General features: G+C 66.3%; 21 protein-coding genes. 12 read left to right on the top strand and 9 right to left on the bottom strand.

Annotation, left to right across the window (positions count from 1 at the left end):
* Positions 1 to 3: 3 nt before the first annotated feature.
* Positions 4 to 1,107, top strand: a complete 1,104-nt coding sequence (locus ACO6D6_RS08940) for an ABC transporter substrate-binding protein (protein ID WP_484784912.1) — start codon at positions 4 to 6, stop codon at positions 1,105 to 1,107.
* Between the two features lie 83 nt (positions 1,108 to 1,190).
* Positions 1,191 to 2,723 carry a hypothetical protein gene (locus ACO6D6_RS08935; RefSeq protein WP_484784911.1) on the top strand — a complete coding sequence of 511 codons (1,533 nt, stop codon included), beginning with the start codon at positions 1,191 to 1,193 and terminating at the stop codon, positions 2,721 to 2,723.
* 12 nt (positions 2,724 to 2,735) lie between these two features.
* Here the strand turns inward: ACO6D6_RS08935 and ACO6D6_RS08930 are convergent, their stop codons facing one another.
* From ACO6D6_RS08930 to ACO6D6_RS08905, 6 genes are all read right to left on the bottom strand, one after another.
* Entirely contained in the window at positions 2,736 to 3,506 is a 771-nt protein-coding gene (locus tag ACO6D6_RS08930; RefSeq protein ID WP_484784910.1) for an ABC transporter permease, read from the bottom strand.
* Positions 3,503 to 4,540, bottom strand: coding sequence for an ABC transporter substrate-binding protein (locus ACO6D6_RS08925; RefSeq protein ID WP_484784909.1), 1,038 nt, complete (start codon positions 4,538 to 4,540; stop codon positions 3,503 to 3,505). Before ACO6D6_RS08925 ends, ACO6D6_RS08930 begins: the two co-directional genes overlap by 4 nt.
* A complete protein-coding gene (locus tag ACO6D6_RS08920; RefSeq protein WP_484784908.1) occupies positions 4,537 to 5,208 on the bottom strand; it encodes an ABC transporter ATP-binding protein in 672 nt (223 codons plus the stop codon). Before ACO6D6_RS08920 ends, ACO6D6_RS08925 begins: the two co-directional genes overlap by 4 nt.
* Positions 5,205 to 6,038, bottom strand: coding sequence for a class I SAM-dependent methyltransferase (locus ACO6D6_RS08915; protein ID WP_484784907.1), 834 nt, complete (start codon positions 6,036 to 6,038; stop codon positions 5,205 to 5,207). The genes ACO6D6_RS08920 and ACO6D6_RS08915 overlap by 4 nt, the downstream gene beginning before the upstream one ends.
* Before the next feature lie 170 nt (positions 6,039 to 6,208).
* Positions 6,209 to 7,024, bottom strand: coding sequence for a nucleotidyl transferase AbiEii/AbiGii toxin family protein (locus ACO6D6_RS08910; RefSeq protein WP_484784906.1), 816 nt, complete (start codon positions 7,022 to 7,024; stop codon positions 6,209 to 6,211).
* Between the two features lie 92 nt (positions 7,025 to 7,116).
* The gene (locus ACO6D6_RS08905; RefSeq protein WP_484784975.1) at positions 7,117 to 7,698 is read right to left on the bottom strand and encodes a type IV toxin-antitoxin system AbiEi family antitoxin domain-containing protein; all 582 of its coding nucleotides are present in this window, start codon (positions 7,696 to 7,698) and stop codon (positions 7,117 to 7,119) included.
* Positions 7,699 to 7,854: 156 nt separating this feature from the next.
* Here ACO6D6_RS08905 and ACO6D6_RS08900 point away from each other — a divergent pair, with 156 nt between their 5' ends.
* The 6 genes from ACO6D6_RS08900 to treZ all read left to right on the top strand — a co-directional run bounded on the left by ACO6D6_RS08900 (position 7,855) and on the right by treZ (position 18,424).
* Positions 7,855 to 9,342, top strand: coding sequence for a CCA tRNA nucleotidyltransferase (locus ACO6D6_RS08900; RefSeq protein ID WP_484784905.1), 1,488 nt, complete (start codon positions 7,855 to 7,857; stop codon positions 9,340 to 9,342).
* A 163-nt stretch (positions 9,343 to 9,505) separates the two neighbouring features.
* Positions 9,506 to 9,931 carry a hypothetical protein gene (locus ACO6D6_RS08895; RefSeq protein ID WP_484784904.1) on the top strand — a complete coding sequence of 142 codons (426 nt, stop codon included), beginning with the start codon at positions 9,506 to 9,508 and terminating at the stop codon, positions 9,929 to 9,931.
* A gap of 605 nt (positions 9,932 to 10,536) precedes the next feature.
* Complete coding sequence (locus ACO6D6_RS08890; protein WP_484784903.1) at positions 10,537 to 10,848, top strand: hypothetical protein; 312 nt, start codon at positions 10,537 to 10,539, stop codon at positions 10,846 to 10,848.
* A gap of 14 nt (positions 10,849 to 10,862) precedes the next feature.
* Entirely contained in the window at positions 10,863 to 13,268 is a 2,406-nt protein-coding gene (locus tag ACO6D6_RS08885; RefSeq protein ID WP_484784902.1) for a GDSL-type esterase/lipase family protein, read from the top strand.
* 823 nt (positions 13,269 to 14,091) lie between these two features.
* A complete protein-coding gene (treY, locus tag ACO6D6_RS08880) occupies positions 14,092 to 16,629 on the top strand; it encodes a malto-oligosyltrehalose synthase (protein ID WP_484784901.1) in 2,538 nt (845 codons plus the stop codon).
* 58 nt (positions 16,630 to 16,687) lie between these two features.
* On the top strand, positions 16,688 to 18,424 hold the full coding sequence (gene treZ / locus ACO6D6_RS08875) for a malto-oligosyltrehalose trehalohydrolase (protein ID WP_484784900.1): 1,737 nt from the start codon (positions 16,688 to 16,690) through the stop codon (positions 18,422 to 18,424).
* Between the two features lie 169 nt (positions 18,425 to 18,593).
* On the opposite strand, the gene lgt is transcribed toward treZ, so the two are convergent.
* Positions 18,594 to 19,589, bottom strand: coding sequence for a prolipoprotein diacylglyceryl transferase (gene lgt, locus ACO6D6_RS08870; RefSeq protein ID WP_484784899.1), 996 nt, complete (start codon positions 19,587 to 19,589; stop codon positions 18,594 to 18,596).
* Between the two features lie 101 nt (positions 19,590 to 19,690).
* Between lgt and ybiA the strand changes: the two genes are divergently transcribed.
* Positions 19,691 to 20,242 carry a riboflavin biosynthesis intermediates N-glycosidase gene (gene ybiA, locus ACO6D6_RS08865; RefSeq protein ID WP_484784898.1) on the top strand — a complete coding sequence of 184 codons (552 nt, stop codon included), beginning with the start codon at positions 19,691 to 19,693 and terminating at the stop codon, positions 20,240 to 20,242.
* A gap of 155 nt (positions 20,243 to 20,397) precedes the next feature.
* Positions 20,398 to 20,874: a MarR family winged helix-turn-helix transcriptional regulator gene (locus ACO6D6_RS08860; protein ID WP_484784897.1), complete on the top strand. Its 477-nt coding sequence runs from the start codon at positions 20,398 to 20,400 to the stop codon at positions 20,872 to 20,874.
* Here the strand turns inward: ACO6D6_RS08860 and ACO6D6_RS08855 are convergent.
* Positions 20,852 to 21,334: a hypothetical protein gene (locus tag ACO6D6_RS08855; RefSeq protein ID WP_484784896.1), complete on the bottom strand. Its 483-nt coding sequence runs from the start codon at positions 21,332 to 21,334 to the stop codon at positions 20,852 to 20,854. The two genes, ACO6D6_RS08860 and ACO6D6_RS08855, sit on opposite strands and share 23 nt — an antisense overlap.
* Positions 21,335 to 21,468: 134 nt before the next feature.
* On the opposite strand from ACO6D6_RS08855, the gene ACO6D6_RS08850 reads away from it, so the two are divergent.
* Together ACO6D6_RS08850 and ACO6D6_RS08845 are read left to right on the top strand one after the other, a co-directional pair.
* Positions 21,469 to 22,788 carry an SWIM zinc finger family protein gene (locus ACO6D6_RS08850; protein ID WP_484784895.1) on the top strand — a complete coding sequence of 440 codons (1,320 nt, stop codon included), beginning with the start codon at positions 21,469 to 21,471 and terminating at the stop codon, positions 22,786 to 22,788.
* Positions 22,789 to 22,807: 19 nt separating this feature from the next.
* A complete protein-coding gene (locus tag ACO6D6_RS08845) occupies positions 22,808 to 25,261 on the top strand; it encodes a DUF7824 domain-containing protein (RefSeq protein WP_484784894.1) in 2,454 nt (817 codons plus the stop codon).
* Here the strand turns inward: ACO6D6_RS08845 and ACO6D6_RS08840 are convergent.
* On the bottom strand, positions 25,250 to 25,690 hold the full coding sequence (locus ACO6D6_RS08840; RefSeq protein WP_484784893.1) for a pyrimidine dimer DNA glycosylase/endonuclease V: 441 nt from the start codon (positions 25,688 to 25,690) through the stop codon (positions 25,250 to 25,252). The genes ACO6D6_RS08845 and ACO6D6_RS08840 overlap by 12 nt on opposite strands.
* Positions 25,691 to 25,748: the final 58 nt, after the last annotated feature.

Here is a 25,748-nt window from a genome sequence, read left to right as displayed (position 1 = left end):
CACATGAACACTCGCCGCACCCGGGCAGTCGCCTGGCTGACCCTGCCCCTCATCGCCCTCAGCGCCTGCTCCTCCCCCTCCCAGCCGACCGCCTCCACCCAGTCGACCGCCGCCACCAGCAGTTCGGCCGAAGGTTCCGGGCAGGTCACCGTCACCAACTGTGGCAAGGAACTGACCCTCCCCTCCCCGGCGAAGAAGATGTACGTCAACGACGGCAACATCATCGCCCTCGCGTTGGCGGCCGGAGGGGCGAAGGAGATCACCGCGGTCAGCAGCATGGGCCGCGACGTCCCGATCCTGAAGGCCAAGTACGGGGCCGAGACCGTCGACGGCCTCAACGACGTCTCCAAGGAGTACCCCACCCTCGAGTCGATCCTCGCCAACACCCCCGACCTGGTGGTCGCGGGCTGGAACTACGGTTTCTCCGAGGGCAAGAACCTGACCCCCGACATCCTGGCCGAGAAGGGCATTCCCTCCTACCTGCTGACCGAGTCGTGCCGCCAGGAGGGCACCACCAAACGCGGTCTCGTCGACCCGTGGGAGGCGGTCCGCACCGACATCACCAACCTCGGTGCCATCACCGGGCACAGTGATGTCGCCAAGGCGGCCGTCGACGACATGGACGCCCGCCTGAAGACCGTCCAGGGTGCCGCGCAGCCCGAGAAGAAGCCCGTGGTGTTCCTCTTCGACTCCGCCAAGGACAACGTGTTCACCAGCGGCATGTACGGCGCCCCGCAGGCGATCATCGAGGCCGCGGGCGGGGTGAACGCCACCGCCGATGTCGAGGACACCTGGACCAATGTGAACTGGGAACGCCTGGCCACCGCCAACCCCGACGTCATCGCGCTGGTGGAGTACCCCGGCCAGTCCTACCAGGAGAAGATCGACGCGCTGAAGTCGCACCCGGCCACCAAGGACCTCCCCGCGGTGCAGGAGGAGCGTTTCGTCAACCTGCCCTACGCCCTGTGGACCGAGAGCCCCCTCAACATCGACGCCGCCGAGTACCTGCGCAAGGCCTTCGAGAAGCACGGCCTGGCCCCGGCCTCCGACGTGTCGACGCACCTTGAGATGCCCGCCGACCTTCCGGGCCGCGACAAGCTGTCCTGAGGTTTTCCGGCAAGGAATTCCCGACCCCGCCACCCACCCGGTGCTTCTCCCGATACGCTCCGGGTGGGAAGGACGGGGCAGTGATGACCATCTCCAAAGCGCTCGACCTCGACCGTGAGGGCCGGAACGACGCGGCCCTCGATGCCATCCGGCGGCACCAGCACGACCTGCTGGACCACGGCGGGTCGCTGGACGAGACCATCGAGGCGTTCCGCGCCGAGGCGCGCATCCAGCGTCACCGCGGCGAGGCCGGCGCCCTCACCCGGGCCTGCGACTCGGCCCGGCAGGCCGTGCAGCTGAGCCGGCTGCCCGCCGCGTCGCGGGAACTCGCGGTCCCCGCATGCCTGGAACTGGCGGCCTGCCGGGTCAGGCGCGGTGACCCGGCAGGCCCCCAGACCATCGCCGGGTTCACGACCCACCCCGACGCCGGGATCGCGGGCTGGGCGTGGCGGCTGCTCGGGGAGGCCGCCCTGCTGGCCGAGCGCCCCTTCGAGGCGGTGGCCTCCCTGTTGAACGCCGTCGCCGAGAACCAGCGCGGCAAGGACGAATACCACGAGGCGGGTACCCGCGTCCTGCTGCTGCTGGCCTTCAGCCGGGCCGGTCACCTGGAGGACGCCGACCGGCTCGCGCTCCGCCACGGCAACCCTTCGGATGCGCCACAGGGTCTGCTGGGAATCCGTTTCCTGCTGGCCCGAGCGGAGCACGAACACCGGTCGGGACGCATCGGCGAGGCCCTGGAAACCCTGGAGGTCGCGGAAACCCGCCTCCGGGCGACCTCCGGGCTCGACGTGCTGCGTCGCGAACTCCTCACCATCCGCGCCGGTTGCCTCGACGACTGGTGCCAGCCCGACGAGGCCGCCCGTCTCCGCACCGAGGCCGGGAAACTGCCCCTGCCCGCCCATCTGGATCCCCCGGCGAGCGCGTCGCACACCCTGCGGGATGCGCAGGACGCGACCCGTTGGCTGGGCGAGATCCCGCGCCCCGGGGCGAGCACGAGGACCGACCCGCAGGCCGTGGCGGCACTGCTGCGGGACCTGGCGGCGCTCCCGCAGCGGAAAGCGGATCACGCGGCGGTGGTGTCGCGGCTCCTGGACTCGCTGGCGGGCCGCCCGGGCCTTGAACGCGACGAGGCGCTGCTGCTCCTGGAGGCGGGTTCCCTCCTGGCCGAGAGCGGACCCGAACACCACCTCGCCGCCGAACGGCTGCTGCGTCGCGCCCTGGTGCGCCTGGAGTTCCTGGAGGGCGCCGAACAGTGGTTGGCTCAGGCGCGCGTCACGCTGGGGCAGCTGCTGCCCGATTCCGAACGCGACCAGGCCCTCGACCTGCTGGTGCGGGGCATCCAGGGCCTCGACGAGCAACGCTTCCAGATGCTCAACCGCAGCTACCGCGACGGCTGGCTGACCCGCCGGGAACACCCGGCGGTCGCGAGGGCCATCGAGCTGGCCAGCGGAACCGACACCGCCCTGGCCGCGGACCTGATCACCTTCTCCCGGATCGCTGGGGTGCTGGTACCCAGGGGCGAGCGGCAGGTGCCGCTGGTTCCCGTCCCGAGGCTGCGTTACATCGACGGCACCGAGTCGCGGCTGGGCTCGACGGGGTCGTGCAACTTGCTGTGATCCGGGACCGGATCACCGGTACCGGGCCAGGCGGTTCCTCAGGGGTCGCAGGAACAGCAGTTCCAGCCCCAGGGTGAGGACGGCCATCACCGCCGACAGGGCGAACACATCGGCGGTCTCCAGGTTGGTGCGGGCCTGCTGCACCTCCGCGCCCATGCCGGTGGTGGTGCTGAGCAGCTCGGCCATCACCGTCAACCGGATCGACTGCCCCACCGCGACGGTCACCGCCGACAGCACCGGCGGCACCACGGCCGGGATGATCACCCGCTGCACCGTGCCCCACAGGCCGAAGCGGAACAGCCGCGCCATCTCCAGCAGGTCGGGGTCGACGTTGGTGACGGCGTCGCGCAGGGTCGTCACCAGCAGCGGCATCGTCACCAGCGCGACCACCAGCAGCACCACCGACGGGCTGGGGCCCAGCCACAGCATCCCGACCACGACGATCACGATCGGCGGGATGGCCATCAGCAGCTGTGTCCAGGACGCGGTCAGTTCCTCGACGGGCCGCCAGGTGCCGGCCGCCCAACCCCAGGGCAATCCGATCAGGCAGGCGATCCCCAACCCGCCCAGCGCCCGCTGGAGGGTGAGCAGCACCCCGGTGCCGAGTTCCTCGTCTCGGATCAGCCCCAGCAGCGCCTCCCAGGTGGCGCCGGGCCCGGGCAGGACGTAGCGGGGCTGGCTCCACGACGCCGCCTCCCAGGCCAACAGCACCAGGGCGAGCCCCACCCACCACAGCAGCACGACCCGCCAGCGCGGCGCCTCGTTCTCGCCGGCTGGGTTCACCTGGGGTCGGCCAGGTAGAAGTCGTCGGCGGGCATCTTGCCCCCGACGATGTCGGGGCTGAGAGTGGTCAGGCGCGTGTAGAAGTCCTCCAGCTCGGCCTTGGCCTTCTGCGCCGGGACCATTTCGAGCTGGAGCCGCGGGATCACGTTCTTGACCACGGCCTCCGGCACCTCGGTCTTCGCGGTGATCGCCGCAACCGCCTTCTCGTCGAGGGCGTTGACCTTCGCGACCGCCTCCTCCAGCTCGTTGAGCACACCGGCGACGAGCGCCTGGTTGGAGTCGACGAGTTTCTGGGGCATCACCACGCCGGCCATCGGGAAACGCGCCTGGCCGCCGGTGACCTTGGCCCACACCTCCTGCAGGTTGGCGGTGCGGTCCAGGTTCTTGCCGGCCTGTTTGGCCTGGTTCTGCGCGACGGTGGCGACGTGCTCGAGCAGCACCGCGTATTCCACCTGCCCGGCCATGAGGGCCTTCACGAGCTCCGGGGCCTGGTCGTAGGGCACGACCTCGATGCCCTCGGCCCCACCTTCGAGGGGGATGCCGCTCTGGGTCATCAGGTAGCGGAAGACCAGGTCGGGCATGTTGTTGGGCAGCGGGACGCCCACCTTCTTGCCCTTCAGCCCCTCGATGCCCTGCGCCGACGATCCTTCCGGGCCGAGGATGTAGAGCATCCCCCACACGGTCATCGCGACCAGCCGGATGGGAAGGCCCTTGTTGAACAGGTTCGCCGCCGCGTAGGAGGGGGTGGCCACCAGGTCGGTCTCACCGCCCACGACCAGCGACTTCATCACGTCGACGCTGGCCCAGTTCTGCACGTCGGTGTTCCCGACGAGGCCGTCGAGTTTGCCGAATGTTCCGAAGGAGGCCATGGGGGCCATGAACGCGAGGGTGGTGGGGACGTGGACGCGCAGGGTTTCCAGTTTCGAGGCGGACGTTGAGCCCTCCCCCGCCGGCTGGCCGCCGGAGCAGGCCGCCAGGCCCGCGGTGCCGAGCAGGCCGAGTCCGGTGAGGGTGAACAGGGATCGACGTTTCATGATTTCTCCTTGTGGGGGGTGGGTTCTTCGGGATCGGGGGCGGGTTCTCCGGTGTCGGTGGTGAGCCGCCAGGTGCCGGGCGGCCCGTCGAGGTGAAGGTGGAGGTGGGAGACGTCGTCGGCCTCCTCGGGGTCGTGGGTGACCCACACCGTCACGACCTCCTGTTCCGCGAGCAACTGCACGAGGTCGGTTCGCAGGGCCGTGGCGAGGGGTTTGTCGAGGGCGGAGAAGGGTTCGTCGACGAGCAGCAGGGTGGGGCTGGTGGCCATGGCCCGCGCGATCGCGACCCGCTGCCGCATGCCACCCGACAGCTGCCGGGGATACAGGTGGGTGGCCTGCTGGAGGTCGACGCGGCCCAGCCAATGCTGGGCGACCAGATCCGGGGTTTCGCCGCCGACCACCAGGGCGACGTTGCGGTGGGCGCTGTACCAGGGCAGCAGCCGGGGTTCCTGGAACACCTGCGCCAACCGCCCCTCGGGTTGCGTCACCGACCCGCGATCGCAGGGGCTGAGACCCGAGATGGCCTTCAGCAGCGTGGTTTTCCCCGCCCCGGAGGCTCCCGTCACGGCGAGGGTCCGTCCGGGCGCGACCACCAGGCTGAGACCGTCGACGAGGGTGTTGCCGCCGCGCACCAGGGTGACGTCGTCGAGGACGAGGTCGGTGGTCATCGGGTGCTCTCCGCGCCGGGTTTGCGGGCGAGGATGACGATACCGCCCATCAGTTTTCCCTGGAGCTGGAATCCCTGCCGCATCGCCTTTAGCCGGTCGCGGGCGCCGGGGAGGCGGCGGGCGTTGTTCCAGAACCGCAGCGCACCCCACAGGCCCTCGTCGGAGACGATGCGCCGGGGTTCGAGGAGGTGGAGGGGGGCGCGGTCGTGCCATTCGGCTTCGAACCCGTGGGCTGCGAGCAGTTCCGTCCAGCCTTCCAGGGTCAGGGGCCGGGCACCGACCTTGATGATGCGGGAGAGTTCTTTGCGGGCGGTTTCGCGTTCCTCTTCGGTGTGGTCGGGCAGCCACGCCATTTCGTGGATGGCGTAGCGGCCCCCGGGACGCAGCAGCCGCGCGGCCTCCGCGATGATCGCGTTCTTGCCCGCGTCGTCCTGGATGGTGAGCATCGCCTCGCCGACGACGAGGTCGGCCGAGGTGTCGTCGAGTCCCGTTTCGCGGGCGTCGGCGACGACGTAGTCGGCCCGGGGATGTTTCTTCAGGATGTTCTTGACGGCGTCGCGGCCCTCCGGGTTGGGGTCGACGCCCCGGTAGGACCTCGGGTTGGCGCGCAGCAGCACCTCGGCGGTGGCGCCGACGCCGGGGCCGAGCTCCACGATGTCATCGCCGCCGGCGGGTTTTGCCCGCTCCAGCAGTTTCACGGTGAGGGCGCGCCCGCCGGGCCTGAGGATGCGTTTGCCCAGCTTCGCCAGGAGCCAGTGTCCCTGCATCCGCCCGGCTTCCGGACCCGACCGTCCTCCTTTTACCCCGGCATCGTGTGGCTTCGCGCTCATGTTCACCTCTCCAGCAACTCGGGCATGGACGATTGAGCGTAACCCACCCTCACTCATTTCCGTAAGGGGGGCGTGTTGTTATTATTGTCGGTGCGAGGGATCCGCGTCGCGCGACCACCGAGATTGTGCCGCGGATCGCCTCGCGCCAAACCGCCGCCGCCCCCGCGTTCTCACGGCTTGGCCGTCTCCCATCTCCACAGCCCTGGCTGCCATCGCCCTGCCGCCGATTCGTGGAGCACCGGGTCGGCAAAACCAGCAACCGCTGCCAGAACCTCGGCGAACCGTTCAGGCAGACCAGCCTCCTGGCCGGTCCGCCGCCGCCAGGCCCTCCACTTGGATTGAGCGAAGTCAGGCATCTCCGACAGCGCCGGCATCAGCGGTTGCAGCGAGACTCTTCGGTGATCTGCGACCGTCTCCAGGCTTGAACGCAAATCCGCTGCGGCAACGGTGTGCAGGCGAGCCAGCGCATAAATGTCGGCAAAGTCTCGCCAACGCGTGTTGGCGGTCCCTCGATCGATCGCGGTGACGATCTTCTCCGCAAGCACCATGGTGAGTGGGTAGCCGAGAATCACTACCGGAGGTTGCCCGAGCGACACGATCCTCGGGATTTCGATCAGCTCGGGGTCGGGCAATATCGGATCACCGAAGTTCACGTCGACCCCGATGGTCAGCCGGGCTCGTCCCAAATGAGCAACGAGTTTGATGCGGACTCCTGCATACTCGCTACCGTCACGAATGACGGTGGCTTTGACACTCGCAGGATCGAACCTGACTCCATCCAGGAGGTCCAGCTCGGTGATGGCGGCGATCCGGGCCGCCACATCGCTGACATCATTGTTGATGTTCGTGGCTCGTAGATCGATGTCCTTGGTGGGCCGACGTATGGCAAAGGCCGCCAGAAGCACTCCGCCCTTGAGCACGAAATCACGGCGGTACCCAGACGCGGCAATGCGAGCCAGCAGCCCTTCAAGGCAGTGGAGGATCATCAATTCCTGGACATCTGCACCCGAGGTCCGGGCCAGTCGCTGAATCGCAAGGACAACATCCCCGGCTGGCGTCCCCGCCTGTGGGCTTGGCGTCATAGGAGAATCTCCAATACGTGCCGGATCCCTGCCACAACTCGTGGGAAGTGCTTCGCCATGGCCAGCAGAGCCGCTGGGCTGCTGCCGGGTTGCCTGAGCCATCGCTTCAAAGCGTCGATCGCCACGTCGCTTCCCCAGTCGTGGCGCAGGCGGAAGAGATCGATGATGGTTCTTTCCGGCGAGTAGAGCCCAATGCTGACGTCACCGGGAAGTCGATACCGGAGGCGGCCAACCTCGAAGCTTGCGGGGTCGAAGCGATGCCAGCGAATCGAGGCGAAATCGATTTTGGGCGGCATCACTCCACGAGGAACAGCAATGTCACTTCGAGAGGGAATCTCATCCGTGAGATCGTGCAGCGCAAGAGCGGACAGTAGACACAGCGTCGCCCCCGGTTTTTTCACCGCGGCCGCGATCCACGCTGCCGTTGTGTCATCGGTCAGTCCCGAACGGAGGAAGACTCCCGGCGCGATGCGCTCGAAACTTCCCTCGGCCACGAAACGTTCGAGAACGTGCCGCGTCACGCCGCGGCATGGCAGATCACCGTATGTCACCCGATCCGGGAGCATGTCCGCAGTCATCACGATCACCTCAGCAGAAATACTACCAGTACAGCTGTTACTGTATAGATTTTAGAGAACACCTCGCCAACTCCTTGGCGAGCGGCAGGCGAGAGCTGCACGCTGACAGCCCGCCGGGGCGGGCAACTCGACGATGCCAGCAGGACCACAACTGACATGGATGTCCTCAGCCCCCGCTCCCGCGTAGACTTTTCGCCCGTGCCAGACCTCACCCAAGCCCAGCGCAACGCCGTCTCCGAGTTGCTCCGCATCTCGAAGGTGATAGGCGACCTCGGTTCCCGCTTCGATGCGGCGGGGCACCGGCTGTACCTCGTCGGCGGTTCGGTGCGTGATGCGATGCTGGGCGGGCTCGGGCAAGACCTGGATTTCACCACCTCGGCACGCCCCGACGAGACCCACGCCATCCTCCGCGACTTCACCCCCGCCACCTGGGACATCGGCCGCGACTTCGGGACCATCGGCGCCGTGAAGAAGGAGGACGGCAAGGAGTGGCAGATCGAGGTCACCACTTTCCGCGCCGACGCCTACGAACCCGGCTCCCGCAAGCCGGTGGTCGCCTTCGGGGAGCGGATCGAGGAGGACCTCGTCCGCCGTGACTTCACCGTCAACGCCATGGCCGTGGACGTCGTGGCAGGTGAGTTCGTCGACCCGTGGGGTGGGTTGCGTGACCTCGCCGACGGCGTGCTGCGCACCCCCGCCCCGGCGGAGGTGTCCTTCGGAGACGATCCGTTGCGCATGATGCGGGCAGCGCGGTTCGCGTCGAGGCTGGGGTTCCGGGTGGCGCCGGAGGTCCAGGACGCGATGCGGGAGATGGCCGAACGCATCACCATCGTCTCCGCGGAACGCGTGCAGGCCGAGTTGACGGGGCTACTGCTCACCGATTCCCCCCGCGAGGGCCTGGATCTCCTGGTGCGCACCGGCCTGGCCGAGCATTTCCTGCCGGAGCTGCCGGCGCTGCGCCTGGAACGCGACGAGCACATGCGCCACAAGGACGTCTACGCGCACTCGCTGACCGTGCTGGAGCAGGCCATCGAACTGGAGAAGGCCCGCGGCCACCAACCCGACATCGTCAACCGGCTGGCCGCTCTGCTGCACGACATCGGCAAACCCGCCACCCGCCGTTTCGAGGGCTCGAAGGTGACCTTCCACCATCACGACGTGGTGGGCGCGAAGCTGGTGACCAAGCGTCTCAAGGCGTTGAAGTACCCGACGGCGACGGTGAAGTCGGTGGCGAAGCTCGTGGAGTTGCACCTGCGGTTCCACGGCTACGGCGAGGCCTCCTGGAGCGACTCGGCGGTGCGCCGCTACGTGCGTGACGCCGGCGACGAGTTGGAACGCCTCCACATCCTCACCCGCGCCGACTGCACCACCCGCAACCGCAACAAGGCCACCCGGCTGCGTCGCAACTACGAGGAACTGGAGTGGCGCATCGACGAGCTGGCCGCGCAGGAGGAGATCAAGGCCATCCGCCCGGACCTCGACGGAGCGCAGATCATGGAGATCCTGGGCATCAAACCGGGCCCGGATGTCGGGAAGGCGTACAAGTTCCTCCTGAACCACCGCATGGACCACGGCCCCCTCCCCGAGGACGAGGCCCGCGCCCTGCTGCTGACCTGGTGGAAGGACCAGCAGTCGCAGGGCTGAAAGTCGATCGCGCCCCTTCCCGAAACCGGTTGAGCCGGAGCACGAAGAACGAGCGACCTGAGTCGAAACCCCGTCCTCACCCTCTGGAGAAATTTTTCCCGAACTCCTCCACCCGGAGGGTCCTCCCAGGTAGTGTCAGCATCACCACACCCGGGAGGCAAAGATGCACCACCGAACCACGGCGACGGTCACCGCCTTGGTCCTGTGTGCCTGTCTGCTCCTGACCGGCTGCTCGGCCCGCGCCAGACAACGAGACCTCATACGCAACGACCCCATGGCCTCCGCCACCTGGGACGGCATCGAATTCCTGGGCTCCAAGGAAACTGAGGACGACGACCCCAAACCACCACCGGTCGCCATGACCCGCTGTTTCAATATGACGATTCCTCTAGAGGATGCGCACGAACGCATTTTTGCAACCGCCAAACAAAACGGCTGGCGGAAAGATGATCTCATCGGATCAAGAACGACCCGAGCAGCAACCAAGGGAAGCAGTGAAGGAGGAATGACTCTTTTCGTATCAACAGCAATCATACGCTGCGAGCAACACCCCGAGACCAATCTGGCTCTAACCATCACCTTCGGATAACCCAGGAAGAGATCGCGCAGAAAGCAACCCGCGAGGTCACGTGGCGGAAGCAACGAGTAGACGCTCCGTGCACTTCACGTGAAGTTGAACCGCCCCAGGGCCGCTCAGGGACATCTACCCACACCCTTCGACGATGGCACTTGGGACAGAGCCGACGCACAGCAATCCGGACGCTCCCCGGGTCAGGAAAGCACACGAGCCAGCCCACCCGTGCTCTCGCCGGCCCCCGCCCCCACGAGGCCCCAAGGACGAGGTGAAGACGTTCCTTCACGTCAGCAGCCAAAGTGAACGCGACATGACAGACACATCTGCGAAACCGCCACATCAAGGCCACAGCCACCCCCGCATCACATCAGGATGCGGCTTCGACAGTGACCAATCCACACGATCCAACCCCATGACACCACCCCCACCCCCTAGAGATTTTTCCCGAACTCCTACAACCGGAGGACCACCCCGGGTAGTGTCAGCAGCACCCCACCCGGAAGGCAAAGATGCACCACCGAATCACGGCGACGGTCACCGCCTTGGTCCTGTGCGCCTGTCTGCTCCTGACCGGCTGCTCAGCACGCGCCAGACAACGAGACCTCATACGCAACGACCCCATGGCCTCCGCCACCTGGGACGGCATCGAATTCCTGGGCTCCAAGGAAAGCGAGGACGACGGCCCCAAACCACCCCCAACATCGATGACCCGTTGCTTCGCAACAGACCTTCCCCTTGAAGAAGCATTCGACCGCATACTCACAACTGCCAAACAAAATGGCTGGAACAACGAATACGCCAATGGCCCCAAAGTTCGAATCATAAGCAAGAACACCTCAGAGGGAGGAATAGAGATTATTCTGTCAACAATTCTTGCTAGGTGCGAACAATACCCGGCCGCAAACTTCACCCTAACCCTCACATTCGGGTAAGTCAGGAGAAAATCGTGAAGAAAACAACCACCAAGAAGAAAATCTTACTGCTGGCCATGGCACTCGCTTTGTGTGTCAACTTCATGAGTGCGCACCCGGTCAGCGCGGATCCACCAGCCAACGATGGAAAGGTTGCTGTGGTGACCCTGCTGGGGGATTCCTTCTCGGCAGGGAATGGCGCGGGCGACTACTACGACAAAGGCCCCGAAAAAACTTACCGGAGCCGGAACAACTGGGCTCATCACTACGTCAACTCGCTTCGGGACAGGGGCATCGCAACGGTCTTCCACAATCTGGCATTCTCCGGAGCAACAACCGATGCGATCAAATCAGGTCAAATAGACAACATTCCCATCGACAGCGATCTGGTCATGCTCAGCATGGGCGGAAATGACAAGAATTCCTTCGGGAATATTGCAATAAATTGCTTCGTGCTCTTCACCCAGAGCCCGGAGAAATGCAAAGAGAGCGTGGAGTCTGCCGAGGCTTTTGTTCAGAGCGGGGACCTGAGAGCAAACACCGAGAGCGTCCTGAACCGACTAGAGGCCCGCCTGCCGGACAAGCATGCTCAGATAGTCCTCATGGGGTATCCACATCTCAGTATCGAGCACCAGAATTTCCTGCTGTCTAAATGCATCGAATGGGATTCTTCAGCATCAGGGAGGTGCAACGAATTCTACAGTTACCCCACGGCCAACAGAGTTCGCGAACTTGTGAATAAACTGACCGCAGTTCAGGAGCAGTTGGTTCATGACTGGAACGCGAACAATGACGGCAGCCGCCACACGGTGCACTACGTTTCTTCTCTCCGTTCCGACTTCGAGGGGCACGAAACACATCCCAGCACCATGCTCAAGAATGATTACCGGTGGCTCAATGAGTTCTGGGAAACCGAAGGCCATCTCGGAGATTCCGGGAAAACCGAGGCCTCTCTCTCATTCGACGCGATGGAGTGGTATCACCCGAACAAGATCGGCCATCAGAAAATGAGCGATGCCCTGAACAACACCGTGGACCCGGCCAGTTTCACACGCGAGGCGAGCACGTCACAGGCCCCAGTGGACGTGGCCATAATTCTTGATACCTCGGGAGGGATGCTCGACAACCCGCAGGCCACCCGACAAAAAGTGAAGGACGCCATGGATTCCTTCACCAAATACAACAGCAACACACGCTTTGCACTGGTCACCTATTCAGGCTTCCCGGTTTCCGGTTTTCAGGTCTGGTACGGAGGCGACATGCCGGTCGTAAGATCGAAATTCACCTCCGACCCTTCTGCCATCCAGACCACCCTCGGCGAAATCATACCTACTCCAGGGGGCGACAATGAGGAAGGAGTGTACTCCGCCATGATGGAAGCATTCACAAGACTTGACTGGCGACCGGGAGCCCAGAAGAGAACAGTTCTGATAGCAGACGCCCCTCCCGTCGATCCTGAACAACGCACCGGCTACACGAAAGCCGATGTGGAGAAGAAGTCCTACGAGCTGGATCCGGTGGAGGTCTACGCGTTCGACACCAACGGCTGGCTCGAAACCCCGGAACTCGCCGACCTCGCCACACGCACCGGCGGGCAGATCGTGAAGGTCAACAACCCCCAAACAGCCCCCGAGGCGATCGCCGCCGCCGTGGAGAAGGCCAACAACAAACCCTTCGCCTGGCTCGACGGCCCCTACAACCGCGCCATCGGCGCGCCTCTGAGCCTGGACGCCCGTGGTTCCTACTCGAAGAACGGCGACATCACCGGCTACGAGTGGGACCTCAACGGGGACGGTGATTTCGAGACATCAACAACCACCCCAACCCTTGAGCACGCCTGGGATGCAGCCTATTCCGGCCTGGTAGGGGTGCGGGTAACTGATTCGACCGGCGCCACCTCGATGGCCACCACCAGAGTCGATGTCAGCATTGACGGCGACGGTGTCCCCGACGACACCGACAACTGCCCCACCGTCTACAACTACGGCCAAACCGACTACGACGGCGACGGCATCGGCGACGCCTGCGACGACACCCACGGAATCCCAACAGAACGCCAACCCGGCGTCTTCGAGGGGCCACCACCCACCCCGGGCACCCCAACCCCGACGGCAAACCCGACGGTGATCACCCCAACCCCCGCACCCACCGGTTCAGCAAGCCCAACCCCATCGGTAAGCCCGACACCGGCCCCGACCGGAATCCCGTCCTCCTCGCCGACCCCCACTCAGAATCCAACCCGACCGCCAACCACACCAACCACTGGGCCGACGCAGAGCCCAACTGGAGAACCAACCCAACATCCGACTCAGGAACCCCCACCGGCTCCGACCACGGCACCGACACCTCCCAACCCGACCCAACAACCAACACCCACCCAGCCACCCAGCCGGAGCACCACCCCACCACTACGCCCCGGACTGCCCAAGACCGGTAGCTGAAATCCTCATTGTGCGGTGCCCGACCCGCGGTCGGGCACCACACAATGACCCCGTTTCTCAATCCCGCGAATCCTCGGGGACACCCATGCACCACCGAACCAAAACCACCGCCGTCACCCTCATCCTGATCGCATGCCTCCTCCTCACCGGATGCTCAGCCGAGGCCTTGCAAAAGAACAGACTCCGGCAAGACCCCCTCTACACAGCAACCTGGGACGGTATCGAATTCCTGGGCACCGAAGAATCCGCGGACGGAACCTGGAAACCACCCCCACCATCCATCACCCGCTGCTTCACAACAACACTCCCCCCAGAAGAAGCAGTACAAAGAATCATGACAACCGCCGAGCAAGAAAACTGGACAGAAACCAAACCAACCCCCAAGCCAGCAACCACCAGATGGGCACGCAAAGAAAGAATAAAACTATACATCTCAGCAGCAGACGAGCGATGCGAAAACCACCCAGAAACAAACTTGATCTTAACCCTCAGCATCGCTATCAACTAACTGGAGCGCTGCACGCCTCCGCGAGCTGCTCCACATGAACATCAAGAAACTTGACAAGATCTCCGCCGGTGGTAGCTGGCGCTACGCTGGACACCAATAACCTGACTTGGGCCAGGTGCACCGTGCCGACCTGTAGACGACCAACGGGCCAAAACGCCAGCTGGGGAAGGCGTTGTAGGCCGCCTGGACCTGACCGCCCATTCGCTGCCTCCCGTCTCGACCGGCTCCACGACCACGCTTCCTGGCGTGCACGGACCGGGCCCGAAGAGCCCGGCGGGCCGGTACCGTGTCGTAGGCCTTGCGTAGAGTGAAGGGGTGGAGACCAACAGGACCGTACCGAACTCGACCTACCGGATGCAGCTGCACGGCGGTTTCACCTTCGACGACGCCGCGGCGTGGATGCCCTACCTGCATGCGCTGGGTGTCACGCACCTGTTCTGCTCCCCGATCCTGCAGGCCTCCCCCGGTTCCACCCACGGCTACGACGTCGTGGATCACTCCCGTATCTCCGAGGAGTGCGGTGGGGAGGAGGCCTTCCGGAGGCTGTCGCAGGCCGCCCACGAACAGGGCATCGGCGTCGTCGTTGACGTGGTGCCCAATCACATGGCGGTCCCCACCCCGATCTGGCACAACCACGCGCTGTGGGACGTGCTGCGGCGCGGCCCCGAATCGGCGTATGCGGAATGGTTCGATCTCGACATGACGGACTCCCAGGCCATCCTGATGCCGGTGCTCGGCAACCGGATCGGCCGGGAGTTGGAACACATCAGCTTCACCACGGATGTCATCAACGGCGAGGAGCAGCCCGTGGTCGCCTACTACGACCAGGTCTTCCCCGTCCGGCCGGGCACCGAGGACCTTCCCCTCGAGGAACTGCTGGAAAGGCAGTGGTACCGCCTGGCCTACTGGCGGATCGGCAGCGAGGAGTTGAACTACCGCCGCTTCTTCGACGTCGACACCCTGGCGGCCATCCGCGTCGAGGACCCTGCCATCTTCGAGGCCACCCACAGCAAACTGATTCAGCTCCACAACGAGGGGCTCATCGACGGTTTCCGCATCGACCACATCGACGGCCTGGCCAATCCCCGCCAGTACCTCGCGGATCTGCAGCGCGCCACGGGCGGCTGCTGGGTGGTGGCGGAGAAGATCCTCGAATACGACGAGACCCTCCCCGCCGATTTCGAGTGCGCGGGAACCACCGGCTACGACTCGCTGCTGCGGGTCGCGGGCCTGTTCCACGTCCCCGGCAGCGTCCCGAGACTCACCGACCTGTGGGAGCGCATGTCCGGGTCCGGCGAGGGGTTCGCCTCCACCGTGCTCAACGCCAAACGCACCGTCGTCAAGGAGTCGTTGTTCACGGAGCTGAACCGCCTGGTCAACATCGCGATGGCCATCTGCGAAGACGACATCCGGCTGCGCGACCACACCCGCCGCCAGCTCAACCACGCCATCCGCGAGCTGCTGTACCAGTTCAGCCGCTACCGCGCCTACGTCGAACCGGGCCGGGTGCCCCCGGAATCGGAGCGGGAGATCATCGTCGAGGCCGCAACGAAGGCCAGGGAATACCTCTCGACCGACGAACTGGACGCCCTCGACTTCGTCGTGGCGCTGGCCCTCGGTGAAACCGGGGAGACCGACATGGGTGGCGCGGTGACGCTGCCCGCGCCGTCGAAGATCCTCAACCAGCTGCCGGGTCGCGCCCACAACCCATCGGACCTGCGGGCCGAGTTCATGGTCCGTTTCGCCCAGACATGCGGACCGGTGATGGCCAAGTCGAAGGAGGACACGGCCTTCTATCGGTGGAACCGGTTCATCGGCGTCAACGAGGTCGGTTCCGACCCGAACATCATCGGCATCAACCAGGACGACTTCCACGGTTTCTGCCGCACCCTGGCCGCCGACTGGCCCACCAGCATGACAACCCTGTCCACCCACGACACGAAACGCAGCGAGGACGTGCGCGCCCGGCTGGCGGTTCTCACCGAGTACCCGCGCGAGTGGGAGCAGTGCGTCAGTGAGCTGCGGGCCGCCACCTCCGAGCTGCGTCCCGCGCTGCTCGACGGCGGCACGGAACTGTTCCTGTGGCAGACCCTCGCGGCCACCTGGACACTGCCCGGCACGGCGGCGGGCGCCGAGACGATCTCCGCCGACCGCCTCACGAAGTACCTGACCAAGGCCATGCGGGAATCGAAACTCCACACCAGCTGGACCTCCCCCGACGAGGACTACGAGTCGGCCGTCATCGAGTTCGCGACCGCATGCCTCACCACCCCGGAGGTGGGAGCCGCGCTGGAGGCGTTCACGGAGCTGACCTTCCCCTCGGTGCGCGCCAACATCCTGGGGCAGAAACTGATCCAGCTCACCATGCCCGGGGTCCCGGACCTGTACCAGGGCTGCGAGGTGGTGGACCTGTCGCTGGTGGATCCGGACAACCGCCGCCCCGTCGACTACTACCGCCGCTCCGGGGTGCTGACGGCACTGGACATGAACCCGCCCGCCGACCTGGACGCGGAGAAGCTCCTGGTGACGTCGCGGGCGCTGCTGCTGCGCCGCGACCACCCGGAGGCGTTCCGCGGCCCGGACGCCGAGTACCGGTCGGTGTCGTTGAACACCGGCCACGCAGTGGTGTTCGAACGCGGATACCGGGATTCGGAAACCCCGGTGGCCATCACGGTCGCCACGCGGGTGCAGTCGGGACTGCACGAGGAGGGCTGGGGCGACGCCGAACTGGTGCTGCCCAGCCTGAGGTTCCGCGACGTTCTGACCGGGCGCGAATACCCGGGCGGCGCCACACCTCTGGCCGACATCCTCGACCGCCTGCCCGTGGCCCTGCTCGTCCACCAGGTCGACTGATGCGAAACCAGCGTGTGAGCACCCGCAGTCACCCCGAGTCCTGATCCGAGGAGCATTCATGCGAGACATCACCCGCCCCGAGGTGTGGGCCCCCGACGCCGGCATGGTGGAGGTCGTCGTCGATGGCACCGAGACGATCATGGCGCGCGGCGATGGCGGCTGGTGGTGGTCGGAACCGCTGCCGCCCGGAACGCTGTACCAGTTCCGGATCGACGGCGGGATGCTGCTCCCCGACCCCCGGAGCCTCAGCCAACCCGACGGTCCGCACGGGCCGAGTCGCATCGTCGATCCGGCATTGTTCGACCGTCCCGCCACCTTCAGCGCGGACCTGCGGGGCACCGTCGGCTACGAGCTGCACATCGGAACATTCACCCCGGAGGGCACCTTCGAGGCGGCCATCGCGCGTCTCGATCACCTGGTGGATCTCGGGGTGCAGACCGTGGAGGTGATGCCCGTCGCCGATTTCCCCGGCGAGCAGGGTTGGGGCTACGACGGCGTCGGCCAGTACGCGGTGCACGCGGCCTACGGGGGGCCGGAGGGTTTCGTCGCCTTCATCGACGCCTGCCACGCGCGCGGGCTCGGCGTGGTCCTGGACGTCGTACACAACCATCAGGGCCCGGAGGGCAACTACCTGGCGCAGTTCGGACCGTATTTCACCAGTGCCCACCACACCCCGTGGGGGGATGCCATCAACCTGGACCAGCCGGGCAGCAGCGAGGTGCGCGACTTCCTGCTGGGTGCGTGCCGGCAGTGGTTGGTGAAGTACCAGGTGGACGGGCTGCGCCTTGACGCTGTCCACGAATTCCAGGACGACTCCCCGCGCCACTACCTGGCCGAGCTGAGCGGCGAGGTGCGCGCCTGGGAACGGGAAACGGGACGCGAGTTCACGCTGTTCGCGGAGTCGGATCGCAACCAACCCGCCACGGTCTCGCCGATGGGTTCGGTGCCGGGGGCGTTGGGCATGGATGGGCAGTGGGCCGACGACGTCCACCATGCGCTGCACTCCTTCTTCACGGGGGAACGCGACGGCTACTACGTCGATTTCGGCACCGCCGAGGTGCTGCAACAGGCCCTCACGAGGGTGTTCATTCACGAGGGCGGGTTCTCGACGTTCCGCGGCCAGGACTGGGGGGCGCCCGTCGATCCCGCCTCCGGGCTGTACGACGGGCACTCGTTCGTGGTCTCGTTGCAGAACCACGACCAGGTGGGCAACCGGGCCGTCGGCGACCGGATCTCGCACTCGACCCTGCCCGGATGCCAGGCCGCTGCCGCGGCGCTGTACCTGCTGTCGCCGTTCACGCCGCTGCTCTTCATGGGCGAGGAGTGGGCCGCCTCCACGCCGTTCCCGTTCTTCAGCCACCTCGGCCCGGAACTGGGTCCGCTGGTGACCGAGGGACGCGCCCGCGAGTTCGAACGCATGGGCTGGGACGCGGAGATCCCGGACCCGCAGTCACCCGCGACCCGCGAGTCGGCGACGCTGCGGTGGGACGAGGTCACCGAACCCGACCACGCCCGGATGCTGGCCTGGTATCAGGAGCTGCTGCGGCTGCGGCACGACCGCCCGGAGCTGGCCTCGGGGTCGCTGGCGGAGGTGTCGGTGGAGGTGTTGGACGAGGACACGGTCCTGATGCGGCGGGGCGCCACCGTGGTGGCCGCCACCCGGGCCCGGGACCGGCTGGTGGAGATCCCCGTCGAGGGTGAGGTCCTGGCGGCGTGGGGCGAACACGGCCCCGTCCCGGAGGGCCACGCCGTCACTGGCCCGGGCGCCCTGGTGATCGAAACCAAAACCGACTGAACCGAAACCATCGCGCGCGTATCCAAGAACCTGCGCTCAAGCCGGTTGCCCGACCACCGGATGGCTTCGACACATGCAACTCCCCCATCACAGCCCGAGGCAACCGGCTTCAAGGATGATTTCCACAGTGTTCACAACCTTGTGGAAAACCCGCCTGTGGTTGGGGATTTCAGCTCTGGCTTGGAGTTTCGTCCTTCTCGACGGGACTTTCCCCCACCTCGTCCACAGTTTGCGGGGACTCTTCCACAGTCCCGGTGGATTCCTTCTCGCCGTCCTCGCTCGCGTTCTCCTCGGGATTCTCGTCGGCGGTTTCCTCCTCCGGGTCGTCGGCGGGCTCCTGCACATCGGAGATGCCACGCCTTCCGGCCCACAGCCACAGCGCGACGCCTGCGAGGATCATCGGCACCGACAGCCACTGCCCCATCGACAACCCGAGCGACAGGAACCCGAGCTGGGAGTCGGGTTCGCGCCAGTACTCGGCGATGAACCGGAACAGGCCGTAGCCGATCAGGAAACCGGCGGCCACCTGGCCGCGGAGCCGCGGTTTACGGGCGTAGAGCCACAGCAGCACGAACAGCAGCAACCCTTCGAGGAGGGCCTGGTAGAGCTGCGACGGGTGGCGCAACACGTTGCCGCCGGTGGGGAAACGCATCGCCCAGGGCAGATCCGCGGGGGCCGCGCGGCCCCACAGCTCCCCGTTGATGAAGTTCCCGATCCGCCCGGCCGCGAGCCCGATGGGAACGGAGGGGACGAGGAAGTCGGCGACCTGCAGGAACGGCCGGGACCGCCGCCGGGCGAAGAAGACCATTCCCAGGATCACGCCGATGGCACCGCCGTGGAAACTCATTCCGCCGTCCCAGACCTTGAAGACGTCCAGCGGATGGGTCACGTAGTAGCCGAGCTGGTAGAACAACACATACCCGAGCCGCCCTCCCAGGATCACGCCGGCGATGCCGTAGAGCAGCAGGTCCTCAACATCGGCGGGAACCCACGCGGACGGTTTCGTGATCGACGCGAAGGGTTGGTGCCGAAGCCGCAGCCGCATCAACCCGTAGGCCATGGCGAAGGCCAGCAGGTACATGATGGCGTACCAGTGGATCCGCACGGGCCCGATGGTGATCGCCACGGGATCCATGTGGGGGAAAGCGAGCTCCAGGATCGTCACGGAACAAGCTTTTCACACGCCGCCGACAAAAACCGGCAATCGCTGCGAAGCCACTAGAATCGGGGCCTGTCATCCCGCAAAATGCAGTCACTGGAGGGGTCATGTACGACCTGGACTGGTTGCTGGCCCGCACGGCCAGGAAGCAGAAGATGAAATACCTGTACTTCTGGGGACACCGGCCCACCGCGAACGGCACCCTCTCGGGAAGCTGCCTCAGCCAGTGGTGGGCCTCACCTTTCGAGGTCGACGGGGTGCGCTACGCCACCGCCGAGCACTGGATGATGGCGGGCAAGGCGCGGCTCTTCGGCGACGACGAAGCCACGGATCGCATCGTCGCGGCCTCCCACCCGGACTGCGCGAAACGGCTGGGCCGCGAGGTCCGGGGTTTCGACCAGGACCGCTGGGACGAGCGCCGTTTCGATCTCGTGGTGGAGGGCAACCGGGCCAAATTCTCCCAGCACCCCGACCTGCGGGAGTTCCTGCTCGACACGGGGAAACGGGTGCTGGTGGAGGCGAGCCCCGTCGACCGCATCTGGGGGGCCGGACTGGCCGCCGACGACGACCGCATCGCCGATCCGCACTCGTGGCGCGGACTGAACCTGCTGGGTTTCGCCCTCATGACGGTCCGCGACGAACTGGCCGAGGCCACCTGAGAAGACCCCGGCCTCACCCCGCCACGCCCAGGGCCGCCGCGAAAACCGCGGACAGAAGGACGACCACCGTGTTCAGCAGGGCAATCCACCAAGGCATAACGTTTTCATAATTATTATGCAGAACTAAATGTTCTCGTTTGGATACGCTACTGTCCATGGGCGACGGAGACAAGGTCCTGAATTCCACTTTCGTGAGGCTCGGCATCCTGGGCGTTCAGGTCACCGAGCTCGCCCGGCAGCGCCTGGAGCCCCTCGGGCTCACTCCCAAGCAGGTGGGCCTGCTGGCCTGCGTCGACTCGGGGGCGAACACCTCGCAGCGGGAAATCGCTTCGGGAATGCGGGTGGCGCCCAGCCTCGTGGTCACCCTCGTGGACCAGTTGGAAGGTTTGAAGGCCGTCACGCGGATTCGCCGCCCCGGCGACCGCCGGGTGCAGGAGATCTCGCTCACCGAAACCGGCAGGAAACTGCTGTCGGAGGCCCTCTTCGTGGTTCGCGAACTGGACGAGGACCTGACCGCGCACCTGGCCGACGGGGACCGCCGGGCACTGGAAAGGGCCCTGGAGGCCGTCGAGAACGGCCGCTGGCTTCCCGATCTGGCCAAGCGGGAGCTCAACCGACCGAATCGGCCCTGACGAAGGCCTCGGCGTCCTTGACGTAGATCATCAGCGCCTGCATCGTGCTCCCCGACAGGTCGCCCCCCTGTTCGAGGGTTTTGCCCACCGCATCCAGTTCCGCGCTCCGCCTGACCACCTGCTCGTAGACCCGGCGGGGCACCTCCTCAAACCACCCGTTCTCGAAGGTGTCGATCCCCAGCCTCAGCGCGGCGGTGAAATAGTGCAGGTCGGCTACGGGAACCCGGATCTCGCGGCCATGATCGTCGGAGACGACGAAGTGGTCGGGGAAGTTCTTGAGCCCGGCCCGCCTGCAAAGCGGCCAGGCCAGCGCGGATGGCACCAGGAGGGTGAGTTGTTCCGCCGCCGCGCGGTCGTATCCCATTTCCCACAGCGCGGCGATCACCTTTTTCTCGGACCGTTTCGAGGCCAGCAGCGGGATTGCATCCAGCACTCCACGCAGCGCGGTCTCATGATCCATGAGCCTTCCTCTCCACGCTCCCGGCCGCAACGGCTCATTGTGACACCCCCGGGCTCCCCCGGCAAACGATCCGGGCAGGCGCACACCCACCCGGTCCGGCGGTTTTTGTCGGCTTCGCCCGGTACGGTTCCACCATGAGATCGTTCACCTCGGCCTCAGCTCTGGACAGCACCGGCCTGACCCTGGAACTGGCCCCCGCCCTCACGCCCGAGGGGTTCACCGAGGCGCCCGAGTTCTTCTCGGGATTCGCCGCCCAGCCGCTCGTACTGGCCCGCGGTCTGCTCGTGCTGGCCGACGTGGCCCAGACCCGGTACTTCCAGCCGACCCCCTCCGGCATGCGGGACCCGATCTGCACCGCCAACGGTGACCGCATGCGATTCGAGGCGTTCTCGGCGTGCAACACCGTCGGGGTGCGGTTGGATCTCCTGGCGGCCGCCTTCGACGGGGGTGAGATCCGCCACGGCACCACCAATGTCGACATCAACCAGCCGTTGCGGGAAACCCTCGGGCAGGTCTCGCCGTCGGAGCTGATGCACCTGGCCGTCGGAAACGACGAGCTGCGCGTCTCCACCCTCGATGCCACACACGTGGAAAGGAAGGTGGAGTTACCGGATCGCTGGTTGAAGGCGCTCGGGTCGTCGCAGGAGCTGACCCGGGAACTGGAACTGATCGGCGAGGCGCCGGCCGTGCAGACCCGGCAGTTCCTGGCCGCGCTGCCGTCGGGGACGGGCCGCCGGGGGCACTGGAGCGTCTCGCGGATGGGGGTGAGACCGGCGCTGCGCCCCGGCAAGGGCACCGTGTACGCGGAGGGCCTGAACCGGTTGCGGGCGGCCCGCCGCCTCGGTCCGCAGATCACGGGGATGCGGGTCTACGGCCTGCCGCAGGCACCCAAGGCGGCGTCGGTGTGGGAGTTCTCGCTGCCCCACGGGCGGCTGACGTTCACCCTCACCGCCGAGCACTACCGGGGTTTCTCGGGCGAGGGCGCGTTGCTGACGAAACTGGCCGCACCCACCGCCGTCGATGATTCCGCTTTGATCTCGGCCTGTCTGGCCTTCGAGCCCCGCATCGAGATCGCCTCGCTGGTCGCGGAGACCGGATTGAACGAGGAACGCACAGGTCAGGGCCTGGCGGTGCTGGCAGGCGACGGCAGGGTGGGTTTCGACCTTTACGAACAGGCCTATTTCCACCGGGAGCTGCCCAGCGACGCCGACCGGGTGATCAAGGACAACCCGCGCCTGAGGCACGCGAAACGCCTCGCCGCCACCGGCGCGGTGCGGCCGTTCGACGAACACCCCGGGGCGTTCCGGGTGCGGGGCGACCACGACGAGTACATCGTCCGCACCGACCCGCCGAGCTGCACCTGTCCCTGGTGGCGTGGCCACACGGGATCACGAGGGGTGTGCAAACACATCCTGGCCGCCGAACTGAGCAGGACGCCCTCCAAGTCCGACTGAAACGACAGGAAACAGGAACATGGCAGACAGGTCTCTCACCCCGGACGAATTGGTGCTTCACCGCCTCATCAACCGGAGCCGAACCACCAAGGATCTGCTGGGCGAACTGGAACGGCTCTCGCCGGAACAGCGTGCGCTCGCCAAGGAGTCGTTGCCCGTGCTACGCGGCAAGGCGACCTTCAACTTCGAGTACCGCTACATCCTGCTCGCCGCCTTCCTGGACACCACGCCCGCGCAGGTGGCCGCCACCTTGGGCGAGTGGTCCGTGAAGATGCTGGTGCGGGACACACCGGCGCGGACCTGCGTGGTGGAAAGACTCACGGCCCGCGGCGAGGACTGGGTGCGGGAGTTCGTCTCGGCCACCCTGAAGAAACTCAGCCTGACCGAGCATGTTCCCCCGCTGCTCGATCCGCTCATCGACACCTTCGAACTGCCCCTCCCCGATGATCCCCGCTACTGGCTGGGCTGGATGCGGACCCGCTCGGCACCCGCCCATCACTGCCGCTGGGAGAAGCGTTTCATCGCCGCCTGCGCCGCGCCCAACGCTTTCGTGGTGCCCCACGGCGACAAGACCACCTACCTGGATCAGGTGGTCCGTCGCGCCCGGCACCTGCGCGCTGCCGAACCCACCGACGACCCGGCCCTGCTGCGTGCCCTGCTCCAGATCTTCGACCGCGGCGACCGCATCGGCGGCCAACGGGTCGCGATGCTGTGGTTGGAAGGGCTCGGGCTGATCCCCCTGCTCCCAGCCGAACGAACCCGCGTGATCGCCGCCCTGCCCAACGCCGGCGGTGCCTTCGCGAAACTGGCCATCAAGCAACTGCTCGCCGCCGATCTCACCGACGCCGACCTCACCGACCTGGCCCTGGCCATCCTGCCCCGCAGCGAAAAGATCCTGACACGCATCGTGGTGAAGGCGGCCACCCGGCTCACCACACCCTCACAAGACCTCCTTGACACCGTCCAGTCGATCGCGGCGGATCAGGACACCACCAACGCCGCCCTGGCGAGAAACCTCCTGGATCACTGGAACGCCGGGACCACCGGGCAGCCACAACCATCTCCCGGCGGCAATCCTGTTCCCGGCGCCCCCCGCCCCCGGGAACAGGAAGCGGAAACACTCGGTCTGTGGCGCGCCCCGGCGGGCCGCTGTCCACAGCCGTTGCGCAACCACACCGACACCGCCCTGATCCTCGACGATCCCACTCTGGCGGCTCTGATCGCGAAGGTGGACGCCGACCGGAGAAGCAACCCCGACCTTCAGGAACACGCCCTGGCGGCGCTGGTCGCGACGGCACACGCGCGCGGCCCGATCCGGGTCAGACACGCCATCCGCACCGGCATCAGATACACCAACCCGCACAGCTCTGCCCTGACCCAGCTCCTGGAGAAACTGGGCAAACGGGGCGACGGCGAGCTGAAACAACCGCTGATGATGGATTTGCGGCCCCTGACCTTCCTGCCCGTGCAGCGCGCCATCGACGCCCTCGCGCGACTCGGTGAGTTGCCCTGCCTGCTGTCCACCCCCACCCACACCGGCTTCCAGGTGGCCTGGACGGTGTTCGCCAGGCGGGCACGTCGCTACCGGGAAGCGGACCTGGCGGTGCTCCCGACGGATGTCGCGGTGGCATTGGCCCGGTTGGACCGTGCGAAGGCACCCAAGGACCTGTCGGCGTTCGAGCAGCCCATCCACGGCGTGACGGCCGACCTTGCGACGGTGATCGCCCACTGGCGCGACCACCCGGCGCGGCCCGGCGAGCTGCGCAGCCTGGCCACACAGGGCGAGCAGAACCACATTCCCCCATCCAGGCTGCTGGAGGTCGACGGGGACGAACCCACGACCCACGAGCTGTTGGGCATCCGCAGCCATTGGAGCCTCCCCTATCAGCTGATATATGCCTACCAGGAGGACCCTTGGGTGTTCGTGACGCTGCCCGAACACCCGACACGCCCCGCGGGCCTGGTTATTTACGCCTCGAAAACATTCGCCCTGAGCATCTTCGAGCGGATCGCAACCACCGTCCCCCGGTTCGGGCCGGTGGCCTCCTTCGCCTCCTTGGCGCTGGCCTCGGACACGACGACAAAGGATCGCGACCGCGCCGCGGCCCTGATCCTCACGGCCTGGGACGAGGAACGCCTCACCGCCGACGATCTCGTCTCGGCCTGGCGCAGCCCGTGGCGCGGGATCCGGGAGTTCTCGGCGCCCCGGGTCACCGAAACCCTGAGACGCATCGCCGATGCGGGCGGCCTGGCCCTGACGTGGCCGCTGCTGACCGCCATGGCGGAGGAGATAGCGGGTCAGGAGAGGATCCCGGCCCCGGCCTCCACCGTGCTGGAGTCGCTGCTGCACTACCTTCCCGAGGTGCGGGCCGCGGACGTCCCCGTCGACCTGCCGAACGTCACGGCGCTGGCGAACCGGAATTCCCCCACCAAGGCCGTGAAGGTGGCGAAACTGATCGCATCAAGGCTGTGACCGGGCGCGTTCCCAGTCGGCAACCGGCCCCGGGACGACGGTGAACAGCGGATGCGGAAGCAGATCCGCGGGCTTGGGGAATCCTGCGACCCGCTCGGGTGAACGCTCCTTCAGTTTGGCGAGCAGATGGGAGGCCTCGACGTCGAGCTGCCCACGAGTGACGGTGAGCGTGAGCGCGCGATCGGATCTCACGATCCGGGTGACGTCGAATCGGTATCCCCGGCGTCCCGCCTCGTCCGCGAGTCCCTGCAGGTAGAAACCGATCCCGGCCAGCGGGTCGTCGAGGGCGCGGAACCTGGTGAGTTGTGGATGCCGGGTGTAACCGACGGTTTTCCCGGCCAGGACCTTCTGCGCCAGCAACGACTCCCGCCAGCAGGCGACCAGCCCCTGCCTGTCGAGGTATTCCGGATGCAACGACCAGATTCTCACCAGACCTCCCGGATGGTTCAGCAGGATCCAACAGATACCACGGATCGGCGGTCGGCGG

It is taken from the genome of Arachnia sp., from assembly GCF_057238465.1.
The sequence above is the reverse complement of the archived record's forward strand: the minus strand, read 5'-3'. Positions and strand labels throughout refer to the sequence as shown.